20 protein-coding genes are annotated in these 17,540 nt (G+C 67.0%); 17 read left to right on the plus strand and 3 right to left on the minus strand.

The genetic code is table 11. The annotated features are described in order from the left end of the window. Positions 1 to 53: 53 nt before the first annotated feature. The 7 genes from FPZ08_RS02035 (at position 54) to FPZ08_RS02065 (ending at position 3,018) form a co-directional block, all read left to right on the plus strand. Complete coding sequence (locus tag FPZ08_RS02035; protein ID WP_146288442.1) at positions 54 to 620, plus strand: head-tail connector protein; 567 nt, start codon at positions 54 to 56, stop codon at positions 618 to 620. Further along, positions 617 to 958: a phage head closure protein gene (locus FPZ08_RS02040; protein WP_146288443.1), complete on the plus strand. Its 342-nt coding sequence runs from the start codon at positions 617 to 619 to the stop codon at positions 956 to 958. Before FPZ08_RS02035 ends, FPZ08_RS02040 begins: the two co-directional genes overlap by 4 nt. A gap of 4 nt (positions 959 to 962) precedes the next feature. After that, complete coding sequence (locus FPZ08_RS02045; RefSeq protein ID WP_146288444.1) at positions 963 to 1,361, plus strand: DUF3168 domain-containing protein; 399 nt, start codon at positions 963 to 965, stop codon at positions 1,359 to 1,361. Positions 1,362 to 1,554: 193 nt separating this feature from the next. Then, positions 1,555 to 1,968 (plus strand): phage major tail protein, TP901-1 family, encoded by a 414-nt coding sequence (locus tag FPZ08_RS02050; protein WP_146288445.1) that lies wholly within the window; start codon positions 1,555 to 1,557, stop codon positions 1,966 to 1,968. A 9-nt stretch (positions 1,969 to 1,977) separates the two neighbouring features. After that, a complete protein-coding gene (locus FPZ08_RS02055) occupies positions 1,978 to 2,292 on the plus strand; it encodes a gene transfer agent family protein (protein ID WP_146288446.1) in 315 nt (104 codons plus the stop codon). Further along, the gene (locus tag FPZ08_RS02060) at positions 2,289 to 2,480 is read left to right on the plus strand and encodes a rcc01693 family protein (RefSeq protein ID WP_146288447.1); all 192 of its coding nucleotides are present in this window, start codon (positions 2,289 to 2,291) and stop codon (positions 2,478 to 2,480) included. Before FPZ08_RS02055 ends, FPZ08_RS02060 begins: the two co-directional genes overlap by 4 nt. Further along, positions 2,470 to 3,018, plus strand: a complete 549-nt coding sequence (locus tag FPZ08_RS02065) for a phage tail tape measure protein (RefSeq protein ID WP_146288448.1) — start codon at positions 2,470 to 2,472, stop codon at positions 3,016 to 3,018. Before FPZ08_RS02060 ends, FPZ08_RS02065 begins: the two co-directional genes overlap by 11 nt. Here FPZ08_RS02065 and FPZ08_RS02070 read toward each other — a convergent pair. Further along, positions 3,015 to 3,431 (minus strand): hypothetical protein, encoded by a 417-nt coding sequence (locus FPZ08_RS02070; RefSeq protein WP_146288449.1) that lies wholly within the window; start codon positions 3,429 to 3,431, stop codon positions 3,015 to 3,017. The genes FPZ08_RS02065 and FPZ08_RS02070 overlap by 4 nt on opposite strands. Here FPZ08_RS02070 and FPZ08_RS02075 point away from each other — a divergent pair. The 10 genes from FPZ08_RS02075 to FPZ08_RS02120 all read left to right on the plus strand — a co-directional run bounded on the left by FPZ08_RS02075 (position 3,415) and on the right by FPZ08_RS02120 (position 14,348). Further along, on the plus strand, positions 3,415 to 4,035 hold the full coding sequence (locus FPZ08_RS02075; protein ID WP_146288450.1) for a DUF2460 domain-containing protein: 621 nt from the start codon (positions 3,415 to 3,417) through the stop codon (positions 4,033 to 4,035). The two genes, FPZ08_RS02070 and FPZ08_RS02075, sit on opposite strands and share 17 nt — an antisense overlap. Continuing rightward, complete coding sequence (locus tag FPZ08_RS02080) at positions 4,032 to 4,922, plus strand: DUF2163 domain-containing protein (RefSeq protein WP_146288451.1); 891 nt, start codon at positions 4,032 to 4,034, stop codon at positions 4,920 to 4,922. Before FPZ08_RS02075 ends, FPZ08_RS02080 begins: the two co-directional genes overlap by 4 nt. Beyond that, a complete protein-coding gene (locus tag FPZ08_RS02085; RefSeq protein WP_146288452.1) occupies positions 4,919 to 5,341 on the plus strand; it encodes an NlpC/P60 family protein in 423 nt (140 codons plus the stop codon). The genes FPZ08_RS02080 and FPZ08_RS02085 overlap by 4 nt, the downstream gene beginning before the upstream one ends. Positions 5,342 to 5,441: 100 nt before the next feature. Further along, complete coding sequence (locus tag FPZ08_RS02090) at positions 5,442 to 9,170, plus strand: baseplate multidomain protein megatron (protein WP_146288453.1); 3,729 nt, start codon at positions 5,442 to 5,444, stop codon at positions 9,168 to 9,170. Then, entirely contained in the window at positions 9,163 to 9,927 is a 765-nt protein-coding gene (locus FPZ08_RS02095; protein WP_146288454.1) for a glycoside hydrolase family 108 protein, read from the plus strand. Before FPZ08_RS02090 ends, FPZ08_RS02095 begins: the two co-directional genes overlap by 8 nt. Positions 9,928 to 9,966: 39 nt before the next feature. Continuing rightward, positions 9,967 to 10,296: a hypothetical protein gene (locus tag FPZ08_RS02100; RefSeq protein ID WP_186767172.1), complete on the plus strand. Its 330-nt coding sequence runs from the start codon at positions 9,967 to 9,969 to the stop codon at positions 10,294 to 10,296. 25 nt (positions 10,297 to 10,321) lie between these two features. Next, positions 10,322 to 10,981: a response regulator transcription factor gene (locus FPZ08_RS02105; RefSeq protein WP_146288456.1), complete on the plus strand. Its 660-nt coding sequence runs from the start codon at positions 10,322 to 10,324 to the stop codon at positions 10,979 to 10,981. Between the two features lie 146 nt (positions 10,982 to 11,127). Next, positions 11,128 to 12,504: a sensor histidine kinase gene (locus FPZ08_RS02110; RefSeq protein WP_146288457.1), complete on the plus strand. Its 1,377-nt coding sequence runs from the start codon at positions 11,128 to 11,130 to the stop codon at positions 12,502 to 12,504. Positions 12,505 to 12,564: 60 nt separating this feature from the next. Beyond that, a complete protein-coding gene (locus FPZ08_RS02115; RefSeq protein ID WP_146288458.1) occupies positions 12,565 to 13,038 on the plus strand; it encodes an RT0821/Lpp0805 family surface protein in 474 nt (157 codons plus the stop codon). A gap of 164 nt (positions 13,039 to 13,202) precedes the next feature. Then, positions 13,203 to 14,348, plus strand: coding sequence for a hypothetical protein (locus FPZ08_RS02120; RefSeq protein WP_146288459.1), 1,146 nt, complete (start codon positions 13,203 to 13,205; stop codon positions 14,346 to 14,348). A gap of 42 nt (positions 14,349 to 14,390) precedes the next feature. Here the strand turns inward: FPZ08_RS02120 and FPZ08_RS02125 are convergent, their stop codons facing one another. Further along, positions 14,391 to 16,379 (minus strand): FAD-dependent oxidoreductase, encoded by a 1,989-nt coding sequence (locus tag FPZ08_RS02125; RefSeq protein ID WP_146288460.1) that lies wholly within the window; start codon positions 16,377 to 16,379, stop codon positions 14,391 to 14,393. Further along, positions 16,376 to 17,440, minus strand: a complete 1,065-nt coding sequence (locus FPZ08_RS02130; protein ID WP_186767173.1) for a hypothetical protein — start codon at positions 17,438 to 17,440, stop codon at positions 16,376 to 16,378. The genes FPZ08_RS02125 and FPZ08_RS02130 overlap by 4 nt, the downstream gene beginning before the upstream one ends. Positions 17,441 to 17,540: the final 100 nt, after the last annotated feature.

Here is a 17,540-nt window from a genome sequence, read left to right on the forward strand (position 1 = left end):
AGGGGGAGGGAGACGACTGCCGGCACGGCGAACAAACCAAAAAGGCAAAAACAATGATTTCCTACCTTCTCGCGGGGCCCGCGGAGGAGCCGGTTTCGCTTGCCGAGGCCAGGGCGTTCCTCAGGGTCGACGACACGGCCGAGGACGGGCTGATCACGACGCTGATCGGGGCGGCGCGGCTGCATGTCGAGGGCGTGACGGGGCGGGCGCTGCTGGCGCAGAGCTGGCGGGTGGTGCTCGATGACTGGCCTGATGACCGGCAGGTGAAATTGCCGGTGACGCCGTTTATGGCGGTGACGGAGATCACCGCCTATGACGCCGATGGTGCGGCGCATGAGGTGCCGCTGGCGCAGTTTTTGAGCGAGCCGGACCGGTTGCTGCTGCCGCAGAGCGTGGCGGGCATGCCGGCTTTGCGGGAGCGGCAGGGGATCGAGGTCGATTATGTGGCCGGGTTCGGCAGCGCGCCCGAGGATGTGCCGGCGGATCTGCGCCAGGGGCTGTTGCTGCTGGTCGGCTACTGGTTCGAGCATCGCGATGCGGTGATCGTGGCCGGATCGGGCGCGGTGGTGCCGTCGGGCTTCGAGCGTGTGGTTTCCGGCTACAAGCGGGTGCGGCTGTGAGCGAGCGTGTGCCCCCCATCGGCACGCTGACCGATCGCGTGCAGCTCAAGCGCCGGGAAATGACCAGCGAGGACGAGGGCGGGCATGTCGCGCTGTTCGTGCCGGTGACGAGCCTGTGGGCGCGGGTGCGGAGCCTGACCGGGCGGCAGGGCACCAGTGCCGATGGGCGCGCGGTGGAGATTTCCCATTCGGTGGTCGTGCGGTTTCGCCATGACGTGAAGCCGGGCGACCGCATGGTCTATCGCGGGCGGAACCTCGATGTGGTGAGCGCCGCCGATCTCAATGGGCGGCGGGCCTATCTGAGCTGCGCCTGCAGCGAAACCAGTTTCACGGGGTAGGGCGATGCATCCGATCAGCCAATTGCAGGGGGCGCTGGTGGCGGCGCTGCAGGGTGACGCGGCGCTGGTGGCTATCGTGGGGGCGGATGGCGTGTTCGACGCCGCGCCCAATGGGCGACCGGCGCCTTACGTGGTGATCGCGCGGCACGACATGATCCAGCGCGATGGCGACGCTGCGCCGGGGCAGGAGCATCGGCTGCTGCTGCATTGCTGGGGCGACCAGCCGAGCCGCAAGCGGGCGCTGGATATGGCCGAACGCGTGGTTGAAGTGGCGGTAGGACTGAGCGCGGCGGAGATCGTGGTGACGCATGGCGAGCATGTGCGGACCGAGACAGTGATCGACAAGGATACCGGGCACGCGCGGGCGGCGGTGGGACTGCGGTTTTTCAGCGAGGGCTTTTAGCCCCTCCCCCTTGAGGGGAGGGTGGTGTCGGACGTCCCGCCACCCGGTGCCCGCGGAGACCTCGGCACCCCCTCCCTGCTCGATTCAACGGACTTAGCAAGGGCTAAGTCCTATCTCGCTTCCCTCCCCTCAAGGGGGGAGGGTGGTCTCCACTCATGGGCCTGTTCGGTGCCCAACTTGAAAGGCGAAACACATGGCCGCTCAGAGCGGGAAGAATATGCTGCTCAAGCTCGACCAGACCGGGTCGGGGAGCTTTCTCACGGTGGCGGGTTTGCGCACGCGGGCATTGGCTTTCAATGCCGCCACTGTGGATACGACCGACCAGGAAAGCGCCGGGCGCTGGCGGGAATTGCTGGCCGGCGGGGGCGTGAAACGCGCCTCGGTGACCGGGGCGGGCGTGTTCAAGGACACGACGTCGGATGCGCAGGTGCGCAGCCTGTTCTTTGCCGGGACCATTCGCAACTGGCAGTTGATCATTCCCGATTTCGGCACGGTGGCGGGGCCGTTCCAGATCGTGGCGCTGGAATTTTCGGCCGACCATGCCGGGGAAGTGACCTTCGACCTGGCGCTGGAAAGCGCCGGGGAAGTGACGTTTGCGGCGATTTAGGAGAGGACCATGGCCATCATCCAACGCGGTGAAATCGAGGCCGTCATTGGCGGCGAGAGGCGCGTGCTGTGCCTGACGCTGGGGGCGCTGGCGGAGCTGGAGGCGCGGTTGCAGGCGGGGGACCTGGTGGGACTGGCCGAGCGGTTTTCCAGCGGGCGGGTTTCGGCGCGGGACCTGACGGCAATCCTGGGGGCGGGTTTGCGCGGCGGGGGCAATGCTGTCAGCGACGACGACCTGGCGCGGCTCAGCATCGAGGGCGGGCTGAAGGGGGCGGCCGAGATCGCCGCGCGGCTGCTCAAGGCGACGTTTGGAGAAGCGGCATGACGCCGTTTCCCTGGGAGGCGGCAATGGCGTTCGGGCTGGGCGTGCTGCGGCTGCCGCCAACGGAGTTCTGGCGCATGACGCCGCGCGAACTGGCCGCCGCCTGGGGCGCCATCATGGGCGATCGGGCGGGGCCGTTGGGGCGCGATGAATTCAATGGATTGATGGAGCGTTTTCCCGATGGCCGATGATCTCTTTCCCGACAACTTCAATCGCGAACTGGGCGATGTGGAACTGGAGCTGAACCGTATCGGCGACTTGGCCGATGGGGTGGCACGTTCGATCAGTGCCGGGTTCCGCGGGGCGCTGCTCGACGGGAAATCGCTCAAATCCGTGCTGGGGGATATTGCCCGCAGCTTTGCCGATATCGCGCTCAAGGCGGCGATCAAGCCGCTGGGCATGCTGGCTAACGGACTAATCGAAAACCTGTTTGCCGGAACCAATCCGGCGCTCGGCGCCGTGACACCCTTCGCCAAGGGCGGGGTGATCGCAAGGCCGAGCTACTTTCCGCTGGGCTCCGGCCTCGGCCTGGCGGGGGAAGCGGGGCCGGAGGCAATCATGCCTCTGGCCCGCGGCCCCGACGGCAGCCTGGGCGTGGCCGGCGGGGGCGGCGCGGTGCAGGTGACGTTCAATGTCACCGCGAGTGATGCGCGGAGTTTTGCGGCGAGCGAAGCGGAGATTAGCGCCATGCTGTTAAGGGCGGTGAAGCGGGGGACGCGGGGAAGTTAGGTATTCCCCGCAAACGTTCGTTCAAGGTCGCGGCGCTCTGCAGCTGTAAGGCGGCGCCCTGTGAGTGAACTGCCGGCATGCCGTGAGGGCGGCTTGGCGTGGATAATCTCCAGTTCGCCGAGCCTTGTGTGCAGGATGCGCCGGAACCGGCTTGCATTGCGGTTTCCCCAGACACCAAGGAACTTGTTGGAACTGACCAGCCGTCCGAAGGTCATGTGGCCACCAAAATAGTGGCTGAGGGCGGCAACGCTTCCGAATGCCTGGATGACATGCTCGCCGGCCGCCGCAATGCTGACCGCTCCCTGCCAGTTCCGAAACACATAAACCTTGGGCGGCCCCTCGGCCTGCCTTAGCGCATGGATTCCCGCGGGAATTTTCCCAAGGAAGAGAGGCGATATGACATTCCATCCCATTCGTTTCCCCCTCGACATTTCGCTCGGTGCCCGCGGCGGCCCGGAGCGCAAGACCGATGTCATCACATTGGCGTCCGGCCGCGAGCAGCGCAATGGGCGGTGGCAGCATTCGCGGCGGCGCTACAATGCCGGTTATGGCGTGAAGTCGCGGGCGGACATGGCTGCGGTGCTGGCGTTTTTCGAGGAGAGGCGCGGGCGGCTGCATGGGTTTTTGTGGCGGGACGGGCTGGATTTTTCCAGCGGTGGCGCGGTGCCTGATGCGCTGGACCAGGAGATTGGCACCGGTGATGGGGCACGGACCACGTTCCAGTTGAGCAAGCGCTATGGGGCGGGTTTTGACCCCTATCTGCGGCCGATCACGCGGCCTGTGGTGGGGAGCGTCAAAGTTGCGGTGGCTGGGGTCGAGCTGGGGAGCGGCTGGGCCGTGGACCTGGCGACGGGCGTGGTGACGTTCAGCGTGGCGCCCGGTGATGGGGCTGATGTGACGGCGGGGTTTCTGTTCGACGTGCCGGTGCGATTCGATACCGACCGGTTGGATGTGGAACTGACCAGTTTCGACGGGGCCGAAGCGCCCTCCATTCCGCTGGTGGAGATATTGCCGTGAGGACACTGGATATCGGGCTCGCGGCGCATCTGGCGCAGGGCGAGACGACGCTGGCGACCTGCTGGAAACTGGTGCGCGGCGATGGCGTGGTGCTGGGCTTTACCGACCATGACCGGACGCTGCGTTTCGGCGGCACGGATTTCGTGCCGGCGCATGGGCTGGATGGCGGCGAAGTGCCGGCGCGGCTGGGGGCGCAGGTGGAGACATCGGAGGTGCTGGGCGTGCTCAGCGCCGACGATATTACCGAGGATGACATTCTGCTCGGGCGCTATGACGGGGCACTGGTGGAGACCTGGCGGGTCAACTGGGCCGATGTGAGCCAGCGGGTGAAGCTGCGCAGCGATACGATTGGCGAAATCACGCGTGAAGACAATGTGTTTCGGGCGGAACTTCGCTCGGCGCAGCAGGGGCTGAACGCCACGCGCGGGCGGATCTATCAGGGGCTGTGCGATGCGGTGGTGGGCGATGCCAGATGTGGGGTGAACCTGGCGTCGCCGGCCTTGCGTGGCTTTGCCACGGTGACTGGCATCGTGGATGACCACCGCGTGGTGGTGGCGGGGCTTGATGGCTTCGCGGCGGGCTGGTTCGGTTTCGGCCGGGCCGAATGGACCAATGGCGCGCGGAGCGGCTTGCGCGATGGCGTGGTGACGCATCGGCGCGGGGCCGAGGGTGATGTGCTGGGCTTGGGCGTGGTCGTGGGTGCGTGGGTTGCGGTGGGCGACACGCTTGAGGTCACGGCCGGCTGCGACCGGCGCTTTGCCACCTGCAAAAGCAAGTTTGGCAATGCCGTCAATTTCCGTGGCTTTCCGCATATTCCGGGCAGCGACTTCGTGCTGCGCCATCCGCGCAATGGTGATGCGCTGGATGGGCGGGCGGTGGTGAAATGAGCGGGGATGCGGTGGTTGCGGCGGCGCGGAGCTTTCTCGGCACGCCCTATCGGCATCAGGCCTCGCTGCCGGGGGCGGGGTGCGACTGCCTGGGGCTGCTGCGCGGGGTGTGGCGGGCGCTGTATGGCGCCGAGCCGATGGCTATGCCGGCCTATCGCGCCGATATGCGCGATCCGACCAATGCGGGGGCGTTGCGGCTGGCGGCGGAACGGTTGCTGGTGGCGGAGGACGGGCCGCTGGGGGCGGGGCAGGTGGTGCTGTTTCGGCTCGGCGGCATGGCTGAGGCCAAGCATTGCGGGATTTTGGTGGGGCCTGAGCGGTTCATCCATGCGCAGGAGCGGCTGGGCGTGGTCGAGGCGAATTTAACCGAAGCCTGGGCGCGAAGGGTGAGTGCAAGGTTCCGGTTTCCGGGCACCTAAGAACCCCCTCATCCGCCCTTCGGGCACCTTCTCCCACGAGGGGAGAAGGGGATTCCGCGTTGTGGCGGCCACAACACTTTCTCTCTTCAGGGGCAAAAAAATGGCCACTCTGGCGCTTTCACTGGCTGGGCAGTTTGTCGGCGGCATGGTTGGCGGGCCGTTTGGCGCGACCATTGGGCGGGCGCTCGGCGCGCTGGCCGGGAGCGCGGTGGATGGGATGCTGTTCGGGGAGCAGCGCGCGCCGGCGACGGGCAGCGATATCCGGCTGCAGGGTTCGAGCGAGGGCGGGGCGGTGCCGCGGCTTTATGGCTGGAGCCGGCTGTCGGGGAATATCATCTGGGCTCGGGAGCTGGAAATGCTCTCGGCGGAAAATGCCGGGGCCAAGGGCTTCGGGCAGGAGCAACAGGAAGACGTGGTGGGCGCGAGCTTTGCCGTGGCCTTCTGCGAGGGCGAGGTGAACCGGCTGGGGCGCATCTGGGCCGATGGGCAATTGCTCGACACATCCGGACTGACGCTGCGCTTCTATCGCGGCACTGAAGACCAACTGCCCGACGGGCTGATCGAGGCGACGCAGGGCGTGGCGCCGGCCTATCGGGGGCTCTGCTATCTGGTGGTCGAGCAATTGCCGCTCAACCGGTTCGGGAACCGTATTCCGCAGCTATCGGTGGAATTGTGCCGCGTGGTGGGGGACCTGGAGCGCGATATTCGCGCCGTGACCGTCATCCCCGGGGCGACGGAATTCGGCTACGACCCGACCCCGCGCGTGCGGATCGCCGGGCCGGGGCGGACGGTGGGCGAGAATACCCACCTGGCAGCCAATGTCAGCGACTGGACGGCCTCTATCGACGAGCTGGTGGCGCTTTGCCCCAATCTCGAGCATGTGGCGCTGGTCGTGACCTGGTTCGGTAATGACCTGCGCTGCGGCAATTGCAGCATCGGGCCGCGTGTCGAGGCGGCGAGCCGGGATGTGCAGGGCACGAGCTGGAGTGTGGCGGGGCTGGGGCGCGGGGCCGTGCCTGTTGTATCGAGCCATGATGGTGGAGCGGCTTATGGCGGCACGCCTTCGGATGCGTCGGTACGGGCGGCGATTGTCGACCTCAAGGCGCGCGGGCTGAAGGTGACGCTTTATCCCATGGTGATGATGGACATCGCCGTGGGCAACAGTCTGCCCAACCCCTATGGCGGGACGGGGCAGGCGGCCTATCCCTGGCGGGGACGGATTACCTGCCATCCGGCGCCGGGGCGGGCGGGTTCGCCGGACAAGTCGGCTGCGGCGGCGGTGCAGGTGGCGACATTTGCTGCCGAATATCGGCAGATGGTGCTGCATTATGCCGGGCTGGCCGCGGCGGCAGGCGGCGTCAACACGCTGATCATCGGCTCGGAAATGGTTGGGCTGAGTACGGTGCGCGGGGCGGGCAACAGCTTTCCCTTCGTCTCGGCGCTGGTGACGCTGGCGGCGGATGTACGCGCCATTGTGGGCGGCGCGACGACGCTGACCTATGCGGCGGATTGGAGCGAATATTCGGGCTATCAGCCGGGCGGGGGCGAAAAATTCTTTCACCTCGATCCGCTCTGGGCCTCGGTCAATATCGATGCGGTCGGCATCGACAATTACATGCCGCTGGCGGACTGGCGGGACGGGCAGGGGCATGCGGATGCGGCGGTCTCGGCCTCGACCTATGACCTCGATTATCTCATGGGCAATATTGCCGGCGGCGAGGGCTTTGACTGGTATTATGCCAGTGATGCCGACCGGCAGGCGCAGGTGCGCACGCCGATCACCGATGGCGCGCATGGCGAGCCGTGGGTGTGGCGGTACAAGGATATCCGCAACTGGTGGAGCCGGGCGCATCACGACCGGCCGGGCGGGGTGCGCAAGGCGAGCGCGACGGCATGGGTGCCGGGTTCGAAGCCAGTGATCTTTACCGAGCTGGGCTGCGGCGCAGTGGACAAGGGGGCGAACCAGCCGAATATTTTTGGCGATCCCAAAAGCGCCGAGAGCGGGCTGCCGTATTTTTCGACGGGTACGCCCGATCCACTGATCCAGCGGCAGGTCTTGCGGGCGCATCAGGATTATTGGCGCGATCCCGGCAATAATCCGGCGGGCATGGTCGATGTGGAACGCATCTATCACTGGACCTGGGATGCGCGGCCTTATCCGGCCTTTCCGGCGCTGACCGATGTGTGGGCCGATGGGCCGAACCATCGCAACGGTCACTGGCTGACCGGGCGGCTGGGCGGCATGGCGAGCGACGAACTGGCCACGGCCATCGCCGCCGACCATGGCGTGGCGCTGAGCGCCGAGCCGGCCGCGCCCATGGTGGGCGGGCTGGTGCTGGGCAATGCAGCCACGGCGCGCGAAGCGCTGGAACCGCTGCTGGATGCGACGGGACTGAGCCTGCGCAATGCGGTGGATGGGTTGCATCTGGGCCTGGCGCGGCGGGGTGCGGCGGTAGGGCTCGATGCGGACGAGCTGGCGCAAGGCGAGGGCGCGACGCTGTCCCGCAAGCGCGGCGATCCGGCCGAGGCGCCGGGGCGGCTGGCGCTGACTTATCTCGATCGCGAACGGGATTACCTGACCGGCACGGTGACGGCGCTGACCGATGGCGTCGGCCCGTTGGTGGGCGAGGTCACGGCGCTGACGCTCGATGGTTCGGGTGCAAGGCTGGCTGCCGAGCGGATGCTCGACGGGCGGAGCGGACAGCGCGAGACGCTGGATTTCAACCTGCCGCCATCGGCCTTGGTGCTGGAGCCGGGCGATCTGGTGGAGATCGATGGTCTGGCCGAGGGGCCTTTCGAGATCGGCGAAATCCGCGACGGACTGATGCGACGAGTGACGGCGCGGACGCTGCCATCGGGCACGGCCGTGGCGACCGGGATTGGCCGGCCAATGGCCGGTGGCGCGGGGCCGGTGGTGCGATCGTTGCCGCTGGTGGCGGTTGCGCATCTGCCGCCCTTGCCGGGTGATCCGGGCCGGTCGCGGCTGGTGGCTGCTGCCTATGCGCAGCCCTGGCCGGGGAGTGTGCAACTGGTCGATGACGCGACAGGCGCACTGGCGGTGAACCTGTCGCGGCGTGGACTGCTGGGGACGCTCGAAACGCCATTGGCGTCGGGACCGACCGGGGTCTGGGACCGCGGCAATGTCATAGAGGTGACGCTGCTGGCGGGGCATCTGGCCTCGGTGGACCTGCTGGCGGCTTTGTCGGGCAGCAATCGGCTGGCCATCGAAACAGTCGGCGGCTGGGAAGTGATCGGCTTTGCCGAGGCCGAGCTGGTTTCGGCGGGGCGGTATCGATTGAGCCGGCTGCTGCGCGGGCTCGAGGGCACGACGGCTGGGGCTGCTGCAATGGGCGCGCGCGTGATGATGCTGGACTCGCGGGTGGTGACGTTGCCGGTGGAGCCGGGACTGCTGGGCGAAATGCGGGCGTTCCGCGTCTATGCCGGGGCAAGCGATGTCGAGGGCACGAGCCTGTCGATCGAGACCGGGCTGGGGCCGGCTTTGCCGCTGGCGCCAGTGCATCTGCGGGCGCGGCGCGCTGGCGGCGGGGATATCGGCCTGAGCTGGGTGCGGCGGAGCCGGGCCGATGGCGATGGCTGGGGCGTGGCCGACAGTCCGCTGGAGCACGTGCCCGAGCGCTATCGGGTGACGATCCTCAATGGCGGGACGGCGGTGCGGGTGCTGGAGAACAGTACGCCTGCGGTCGGCTATGCCAACGCCGCGCAGGTGGCGGATTTCGGCGCGCTGCCGGCGGCGTTCGATTTCACGGTTGAGCAACTGAGCCCGGTTCTGGGCGCGGGGCATGCGGCGCAGGGGGAATTTTATGGCTAGAAGCCGGTTCGATATCTGCCTCGACGAGGTGCTGCGGCAGGAGGGCGGTTATGTCGACCATCCGTCCGATCCCGGCGGCGCCACCAATATGGGCATCACCCACAAGACGCTGGCGCGCTGGCGCATGGTCTCGCCGTGGTGGAACCTGCCCAAGAGCGCAGTGATGGAGTTGCAGCGCCCCGAGGCGGCGAAGATCTATCGCGCCAGCTACTGGGATCGCTGCAATGCTGGGCAGTTCCCCGTCGGGCTCGACCTGGCGCTGTTCGACTTTGCCGTCAATTCCGGGCCTGATCGCGCCATCCGAACCTTGCAGGCCGAACTCGATGTGGCGGCTGATGGGCAGGTGGGGCCGCTGACGCTGGGCGCGGTGGAGAGCTATGCGCGGCGCAAGGGGCTGGGCACGCTGATCGGTGCGCTCTGCGACCGGCGGCTGGCCTTCCTCAATCGCCTGCCGACCTTCGCCACTTTCGGTCGCGGCTGGACCAACCGCGTCGCCGCGGTGCGGGCCGCGGCGCTGGCTGCTGCCGGCACGACGGCGCCGACCGACACGATCACACTCTGGAGAACGATTATGGACATTTTCAACGGCTACAAGACCTATATCGTCGCCACCTTCATGCTGCTGGCGGGCCTAGCACAACTGCTGGGCGTGGACCTGCCGGCGCTGGACGGCAGCTCGGCAGGACATCTCATCATGGAAGCGCTGGCCGTGCTGTTCCTGCGCAAGGGGCTGAAGGGGGATATCGGGAAGGCTTGAGGCTCAAATTTGGCTAAAGGCTTGCGTTCCGCCTCATTCATGTCCCATTCAGCAACGTCGCCCTATCTTGCCGGCATGAAAACCAAGACCATGAAATTCCTTGCTTCGATTGGCGTCGCGCTGGCGGTGGGACTGGCTGCGGCCGGGCCTGCGCAGGCGCAGGCTTGCCTCGACAAGCGCCAGATCCAGGATGCGGTGTCGTCTGGCCAGATCATGTCACTCGATGCGGTGCTGGCTTCGGCGGGCGTCGGCGGCAGCGCGGAAATCCTTTCCGTTCAGGTATGTGACGAAGGCGGCAGGCTCGTCTATATTATCGGCGTACTGACGCCCGAGGGGGAAGCGCAGAACCTGGTTCTGAGCGCGCAGTAACGCATAGACGTAGCGGGGGCCTGCAATGCGTATTCTCGTTGTCGAAGACGATACCAATCTCAACCGGCAGCTCAAGGAAGCCCTGACCGAGGCCGGTTATGCGGTCGACGTGGCTTTCGACGGCGAGGAAGGCCACTTCCTCGGCGATACCGAACCCTATGACGCCATCGTGCTGGATATCGGCCTGCCGCAGATGGATGGGCTTTCCGTGCTAGAGGAATGGCGCCGCGCCGGCAAGACCACGCCGGTGCTGCTGCTGACGGCGCGCGACCGCTGGAGCGACAAGGTGCAGGGGATCGACGCGGGTGCCGACGACTATGTCGCCAAGCCCTTCCATATGGAGGAAGTGCTGGCCCGTATCCGCGCTCTGGTGCGGCGTGCGGCGGGGCTGGCCTCCAACGAGATCGTGGCCGGCGCCGTGCGGCTCGATGCACGCTCGGGCAAGGTGACGGTCGATGGCCAGTCGGTGAAGCTGACCAGCCACGAATTGCGGCTGCTGAGCTATCTAATGCATCACAAGGGCAAGGTCATTTCGCGGACCGAACTGACCGAGCACCTCTACGACCAGGATTTCGACCGCGACAGCAACACGATCGAAGTGTTCGTCGGTCGCCTGCGCAAGAAGCTGCCCGAAGATTGCATCCAGACGGTCAGGGGCCTCGGCTACCAGATCGCCGAGGACTGAGAGGGTCTGGTTTGGCACAATTGCCCATTAGACCTCATGGTGAGCTTGTCGAACCACGAGGTCGTGCGTTCGGGTCTCCACTCTCGCGCCCTCGTGGTTCGACAGGCTCACCATGAGGGCTCTTTCATTGCTCCGTCTGGATCGCCATGCGTAAGGGGTCTATCGCGGCGTCATTGTTCTGGTTGTCGGCGGGCTGGCTGGTGCTGGCGCTGGTGGCGACCGGGTTCCTGCTGACCGATCTCTATTCGCGGGCGCTCGATGCCTCGCTCTCGGAAACGCTGGAATTTCACGTCGAAAGCCTGGCCGGCGCGCTGCTGGAAGAGGGCGATCCATCCAGCGCCGACATTGCCCTCAGCGATCCCCGCTTCGACCGGCCGCGCTCGGGATGGTACTGGGTCATCCGCGACGCCGACGGGGCGCTCTACAATCTCTCCACATCGGTGGTGGGCATCGACCTGCCCGACATGACCGGCCCCAGCGATACGCGCGGGCGGCGCTCGGCCATCATGGACGACGTGTTCGGCACGCGCATGCGCGTGGTGGAGCGTGCCGTGACACTGGCGCCCACCACCTACCAGATCGTGGTCACCGGCAATCTGAGCGAAATTCTCGAACTGGTGGAAGGCTTCCGCGGCCAGGCCTTCATCGTGCTCGGGGCCGTGGGAGTGATGCTGGCCATCATGAGCGCCATCGTGGCGCGCTTCGCCCTGCGCCCCATCGACCGGCTGAGCGCCGCCATCGAAAGTGTGCGCGAGGGCGAGAGCGTCGCCGTAACCGGCACCTATCCCCGCGAAATCGCGCCGCTGGCCGAAGAGGTCAACGAATTGCTGCGCTCTAATGCGCAGATCATCGAGCGGGCGCGCAACCAGGTGGGCAACCTGGCCCATGGGCTCAAGACTCCCATTGCCGTGCTGCGCAACGAGGCCGCGGCCCGCAAGGGAGCGCTGGCCGATGTCGTGGTGACCGAGAGCGAGAAGATGAGCACGATGGTGGCCACCTATCTCGAGCGCGCGCGGCTGGCGGCCCGCACCTCGGTGGTGGGCAAGAAGGCCGACCCGACCATGATCATGCTGCGGCTGACGCGCGTCATGCGCAAAATTCACCCCGATTGCACCATCGCCTTTCAGCGCCCCGATGCGTCCCTGCCATGGTTCAGGGGCGACGAGGCCGATCTGGAGGAAATGGCGGGCAACCTGCTGGACAATGCCTGCAAGTGGTCCAATGGGCAGGTCGGGGTGCGGCTCGATGCCGAGCGCAGCGAGACGGGCACGATGCTGCTGATCCGCATCGACGACAATGGCCCCGGCCTTTCCGAGGAAGATGCGCAGAAAGCGTTGCGCCGCGGTGTCAGGCTGGACGAAAAAACGCCGGGCAGTGGCCTGGGACTCGATATCATCAAGGAACTGGTGGATGTCTATGGGGGCAGCCTGGCCCTCAAACGCTCGGCTTTGGGCGGGTTGCTGGCGGAATTGCGCCTGCCCACCGCACGCCTGGGCGCCATGGCCAGACCAAATGCAACCTGACGCACTTTCGCCGCATTACGACAACAAGAGCCTCTCTAACGACCACGAGATAGTCACATCATGAACCGTATCGCCCTCATCGCCGCGCCGTTGCTTGCTTTGACCCTGGCCGGTTGCGCCAGCACTGGCCCGACCCAGGTGGCGCAGGCCCCGGTGGTCATGGCGCCGGTAACCCCGCAGCCGCTGGTGGCGAGCCCGGCCCAGACGACGCAGCAGGCCTTGCTGACCACCAGCGTCGCCAATGGCTTCGTCGATCCGGCCGCACTGGCCGTCATGACGGCCAAGGATTCGGCTGAGGCCAATAGCGCCCAGTTCTACGCGCTGCAATTCGGCCGCCCGGGCGCCCCGCGCCAGTGGGCCGGCGACAAGGGCACGACCGGCACGGTGGCCGTCGGCCCCTATGTCCGCGTCAACAATCTTGATTGCCGCGACTTCACCCACACGGTCAAAGCCAATGGCCAGGACTATGTGAAGAAGGGCACCGCCTGCCGCGAGCAGAACGGCAACTGGGCCGTGGTGCAGGGCGCGGCTTGATAGACCGCGTCGATAAAGGTCGCGTGCTTCCCGGATAAGGATTGTTTACCAACGCGCTATAGGGTTTGGGGACGAATTCGTTTTCCAGACCCGCTGCGTTGATGTCCCAAGCCGCCAATCAGAGTGAAATGCCGGCCTCCGCCGCGCCCCGCCGGGCTGGGCGCATGGCCGCGCGTCCCTTTGCCGGCCTCATCGATGCGATCCTGGTGCAGGACCCGGTGTCGTTTCCCTTTGCCGGATCGGTGACGCGCGCCCATGCCGAAGCCGGCTGGGTCTGGGTGCATCGCGATCTCTGCCCCGACCTGATCTCGGCCGATGGCGTGGCCAATGGCAATTTCTCGGCCAGTGACCTCGAAGCCATCATGCCCGATGTGCTGGCGCGCATGAAGGATGCGCTGGCCGCCATCGCCAAGGACCCCGAAAAGGACCGCCGCCTGCGCGCTGCTCTGGGCAGCACCGAGGCCCGCGACGCCCTGCCTGTTATCATGATGGCCTTGCGCAGCCGCGCGCTGCTGGTCAAGGCCAAGGCCTTTGGCAAGGCGGTCAACGCCATCACCGAGGACGGGGCGCTGGGCGTGGCCCTGCAATCCATGCCCCTGCAGGACCCTGCGCTCGCCTCGCTGCTGTTTCATGCCGCACTGGGCCAGATTGCCAATCCGACGCGGCTGGTCACCACCATCATCAAGCTTTCGGGCAATGCCACCGAGGCGGCGGTGATCCGCATGGGCTTCAGCCCGGTCATCGACGCCATCCTGGCGCATGCGCAGAACCAGATCCATATCCTGCAGCCGATGGGCGCCTTTGCCGATATCGACCTGGTCTGCCGCAGCCTCGAGCGCTTCCACCGGCTGGTACGCTCGCTGAGCGGTTATATCGAATTCGCGCGCGGTAGCCGCTGGGCCATGGTGCTTTCGGCCATCACCAAGCAGGTGTCGGATCGCATCGAACCGCGCCTGCGCGACGTGGTTTCCGACATCAACCAGGCCATGCGCCGCGGCCGCGAAGGCAGCGACCGGCTGGATAATGACCGGATCCTCGCCGCCATCAACGGCGTCTATCTGCTGGCGACCATCCGCGAATGCCGCGACTCGCTGGCGCTCAATGCCCTGTTTGACCAGGCCTGGAGCCAGACCGGCCAGGCGCTGGAAGTCCATCTGCAGCGCAATCTCGACCTGATCCGGCAAAATCCGGCCGACCCGGTCATCAGTGCGCGGCTCGATGCCGGCATCAAGATGGCCGAAGTCCGCTTCAATCCGGAATATGCCGACACGCTGAAGCGCGCCCGCGCTGCCGCGGAACGCCGGAGCTAACTACCTTCAAGACCTCGTGGTTCGACAAGCTCACCACGAGGGCTACTGGCGATAGGGCTCCACCAGCCTGATACTGACGGCGCGGCCCGGCTCGCGTACCCATGCCGCCTGTCCCGCGCGGCCAGCAATCAGCGCAATGGCCTTGCCATCCACGATCCGCAGCACGACGCCGATAGCCTTGAGCGGGTTGGTTTCGTCGGCATTGGCATGGATCAACGCGCCCACATCGAGCAGGCGCTTGTCGTTGGGCGCGACCAGCCAGGGCAGCGCGCCCTCGTAGCGGCCGGCGAGATAGGCGGGCGGCAGGGGCAGGGGGCCGGCGGAGGGGCCGATGTCGTCCTCGCCGCTTTCAACCGCCACCATGGCGACGCGCTCCTGCGCCACGATGCCGGCGCTGGCGGCCGGAATGGCGCCAAGCTGCACGCCGGCCGCGATATCGGCGATATCGAGCGGCTGCGGCGTATCGGCCAGCGACCAGCCGGCAGGTTTGGGCGCGAAGGGTAGCCAGCCCGGCCAGCGCGACTCCACCTTGCGCGGCCGCTCGATATGGCGCCAGCCGCCATCGAGAAAAACCGGTTGCGCCGCTTCGTCCGGCTCATCGCCGATTGGGGCCGGCGCATCGGGCGTTTCGTAGATCGGGTCGATCAGGCGGTCCTCGACCAGCCGGCGCTGGCGGCCGAGCAGCACATCGACCGCATCGCTGCCGCTGGCGAGGCACGCACTGCGGCTGAACCAGCCGGCGGCGCTGCCGGCCAGCACGATGCCATCGGGTCCATTATGCGGTTCGAGCCTCGCACTGGACCCATTCCAGGCGCTTTCCCCGCCCGCCATATGCCAGAGCGTGAGATCGGGCTGCCAGCCGCCGCTGACCACCAGCCGGTCGACGGGCAATTCCGGCTCGGGCCGCGAAAATCCCTCCATCGACAATCGTGGCATGGCGACGAGCCCGTTGCCCTTGGGCGCGGACGAAGCCGAGGCGACCAGGGTGCCGGCTGCCAGCGTGATGCCATAGGCTTTGGAGAATTCGATGAAGCGCGATTGCGGGCGGGGGCGGGAATCCACGATGCGCGGCACGGTAATGCCGGCATCGGTCGCCAGCATGGCGAGACGATAGGCCGGGCTGCTGCTGGTCGCCACAAGGGCCGATGCCCCCGGCCAGACGCCATGCAACTGCGCCAGCTCGAACGCTTCCAGCGTACCCACGACACCGGGCAGCCGATTGCCGGGAAATAGCGGCAGCCGCTCCAATGCGCCGGTGGCGAGGATGATATGGCGCGCACGAATATCGATGACCCGTCCACCCGGCGTGCCGTCGAGCATTTCGACCTGATGCAGCCGCACCACGCCGGGGCGCAGGGCAAAGGCCTCGGCACTGGTCAGCACGGTGATGGCGTCGGATTTGGCGACGGCGGCACTGAGCCGCGCAATGGCCTGGTCGGGCGTTTCCTCGCCCTCCTGCGTGCCGAACAGGCGTGACTTGCCGCCCAGCAAGGGCGAGGCTTCGGCCAGCACGACGCGCAAGCCGCGCTTGGCCGCGGCCAGTGCGGCCGAGAGACCCGCAACCCCGCCGCCGACCACGACGAGATCGGCTTCGGGACCCGGAGCGGCTGGGGTGCCGAGCCAGGGCCGCGCCAGCGCGTCGGGGCGGTCGATATCAATGGCGAGCGAACGCCCATAGCGCCGCAGCAGGCGGGTAACGGGGTTGCCCTTGGTCTTCCGTGCGGTGGTGAGATAGTCGGCGCCGTCGGTGGCGAGCGTGCGCTCCATCGGCAAGGCGCGCTGGTGATCGCCGGCCAAAGCGGCAAAGCTGATGGAGGGGGCGTGGCGGGACGACAGGGCCAGCAAGGCGCCATCGCGTCGCCCCACCGCGTCGATTCCCGAAGCCAGCGCGGCGCTGAGCACCGTATCGCCGGCAAAGCCCGAGATCACGCGGCCATCCAGCCGGAAGTGCAGCGGCTTGCTGCGGTCAATGGCGCTGCCGTGGAAATGGTGCTGCCGGCCGGTGCCGAGGCGGTTGGGCTGGCCCTTCATGCCACGCCCCCGAATTCGGCCACCGGCGAGGCGGCCACCGAGCGATCCACCAGCCGCGCGCCGAGCCAGGCATTCTCGGCCGGCCCTGCCACGCCGCAGATCCAGCGCGCAATGGCCGGCGCGAGAAAGGCGCCGGTAGGCCCGAGACCCGCCAGCACATCCGGCCCGCTGCCGCTCAACCGGCCCACGGCCGGGGCGGCATCGACAGTCACCACCGCTTCATAGCTCGATTGTCCGGCCTGGCGGAATTCCCGCTCGCGGCCCAGCAGCACGCCCAATGCGGCGGCGAAAGGGTCGATGGCGCCGGGACCGATGGCCGCTATGCCGCGTTCGGCCTGTTGCATCAGCGTCAGCCCGGTATCGAGTCGGTGCATCAGCGCCGCCGCCATGGGTCGCGTCGGCTCGGTGGCGATGGTGCTGTGAACCCGGCGGGTCAGCAAAGCCGGCCACAGCCCCGGCGGCGTATGGGCGAGAATGGCCGCATCGTCCGCCAGCACGGCCTGGCCGATCTCGACCCGGTCGTCGCCCGAAACCAGTTCCGCACTGCCATCGGCATGCACGGTCAATGCATCGCCCTCGAGCAGGCGGCGCACCTTGTGCTGCTCCAGCCAGCGATCGAGCCCCGCTTCCAGCGTAGGCCGATGCAGCAGCACGGCATCGCGCAGCAACAGTCCATCGCGGCCCACGCCGATGGCGCTCGACGGCACCAGCTCGGCCGCATGGCCGAAGGCTAGCGCCATATGGCGGATATGGGCCAACGCCTCCTTGCCGCCAGGCATTTCGCTGAAGAAGATCGGATCGATACGCGACCACGCGCGACGCCCGCCGATGCGCGAAATCAGCTTCAGCGCTTCGGGCAGGCTGGCCTTGAGCAGGGCCCAGGTCTCGGGGCGGGTGATCGGTGCGACCGAAAGGTCCACGGCGCGCGGCAGGCGATAACCCGATTGGCTTTCGCCGGAAAACACCACGCTCTTGCCATGCACCGACGCCAGCAGGCCAGCAACCAGCCGGGCTGTTGGCGTCGAGCCGATAATGACAAAATCCGCGCGGGCCTCACTCATGCCGCGGTGCTTGCCATCGGCAAAGCATCCGCGGCAATGCGCGCCTGTGGCAATGCGTCCGCCCCACGATCACGTGTTTTGGTGGTTTTTCGCCGCATTG

It is taken from the genome of Devosia ginsengisoli (assembly GCF_007859655.1).
GTDB classification, from domain to species: Bacteria; Pseudomonadota; Alphaproteobacteria; order Rhizobiales; family Devosiaceae; genus Devosia; species Devosia ginsengisoli.